Annotated in this window: 3 protein-coding genes; all 3 read left to right on the forward strand. The window is 70.1% G+C overall.

What is annotated here, in order from left to right:
* The coding region (locus LQV45_RS30750; protein ID WP_230011057.1) for an NAD(P)/FAD-dependent oxidoreductase at window positions 1-293 on the forward strand (293 nt) is incomplete at its 5' end.
* 42 nt (window positions 294-335) lie between these two features.
* Window positions 336-1,286 carry a hypothetical protein gene (locus LQV45_RS30755; RefSeq protein ID WP_230011058.1) on the forward strand — a complete coding sequence of 317 codons (951 nt, stop codon included), beginning with the start codon at window positions 336-338 and terminating at the stop codon, window positions 1,284-1,286.
* A gap of 9 nt (window positions 1,287-1,295) precedes the next feature.
* The coding region (locus LQV45_RS30760; protein ID WP_230011061.1) for a peptide deformylase at window positions 1,296-1,639 on the forward strand (344 nt) is incomplete at its 3' end.

The raw sequence follows: 1,639 nt of genomic DNA on the forward strand, positions 1-1,639 counted from the left end.
AGGTGAGCCCCATCGGCGGGCAGGGCATGAACCTCGGCTGGCTGGACGCGGCGGAGCTGGCACCGATCATCTCGGCGGCCGTGCGCGGCCAGGATGTCGCGGATCGACTCCGGACCTTTGAGCGGACCCGGTTGCGGGCGGCGGCGAGAGCCGCACGCCAGGCGGAAATAAACATGGCCCTCGGCCGGCCCCTCACGGACCGTCTCCTGGCGCTGCGGAACCGTGGCATCGCAGGCGTCGCCGCAGTTCCGCCGGTGAATTCCCTGATCGCCCGCCGTTTCACGATGCATTAGGCAGCGCATTGGTACGGGTTTGCCCCGGAATAGACTGTGCGCATGGACGGACTTCCCGTGATGCGCGGCGCCGCATCGTATTGGGTGTTGCGGGCAGTGGCCGCCACGGTGCTGCTCGGCGCGGCGGCGTCATGCAGCTCCGGAACCGCCGGCGGCACCGCCTCCCCGGCAAGCGCGACGGCGTCGGCGACCCCGATCCCCGCAGGCCCCGTGACCGCGGAAATCAGCCAGTTCCGCGACAACTACAGCAAGCACATCATCGACATCCAGCCCACGAACACCACCGGCCATGGCCGGACGGTCCTCGGACCGGAACTGACCAGCCCTCTCTTCTCGGCCCCGATCATCGGGTCCGCCCGCACCGGCGGGATCGAGCTTCCGCCCGGACAGCCCAAGAGCCTGCCGGCACCGTTGCCCGCCCCGGATTGCGGCAACCCGGCCGGACCGGGAGCCACCTCCGGGGCTGCGGGCGACGCCCACGTATCCCTGCGGCTGGCCACGCCGGAAGGTGCCGTGCCGGTCCCGGCCATGGCTCAGGCAACAGACCCGTTCGGCGTCCTGGCGCGGAACAATTCGGAGCTGTGCCTGGCCCGGGAAGCCTCGGCCGTCGCCACGATCGGGCTGGATCCCGAGCTCGAGGTCGCCGCGGACGGTCAGACCGCCGTCGTGCGTCTGCTGCTGCAACCGCGCGCCGCCGGCGCCGGTGAACTGGTGATAGACCGGATCGAGGAAACCACGCTGTTGGCGGAGGCCTCACAAGCCCCGTGGCCCCGGTCGGTGACGGTCCGCGCCGGCGGTGCCCCGGCCCAAGTGCGCCTCGGCATCAGGCCCTCCCGCTGCGATCCCCATGCAGTGGCCGAAGACAAAGTGGGCACACTCCTTCCCCTGCAGGTCAGGGTGGCGGGCCGCGAGGGAATTGTGAAGATCGACGCCGGCAGCCAACTTCGCGCCCGCATCTACGACTTTGTTACAAAGGCGTGCGGGCGCCAGTAGTGTGGGGGCATGCCCTATGACGCCAGGCCCACTGACTACAGCGCCGCCCGGATAAGCGAGACCGTCCAGGAGATCCTGAGCGCCGGCATCCTCCCGCCGATTGTCCAGGCCGGACACCCGGTGCTCCGGCACGTGGCGGCGCCGTACGATGGCCAGTTGACTGATGCCGACCTCGGCCACCTCATCGACCTCATGCGCAGCGTGATGCACAAGGCCCCAGGCGTGGGCCTGGCGGCCCCGCAGCTGGGGATTCCGCTGCAGATCGCTGTCCTGGAGGACCAGTTCGACGTCGATCCCGACGTCGCTGCCGTCCGCGGGCGGGAGGCGCTGCCGTTCTTTGCCATGCTGAACCC

This window comes from Microbacterium sp. Bi128, assembly GCF_918698205.1.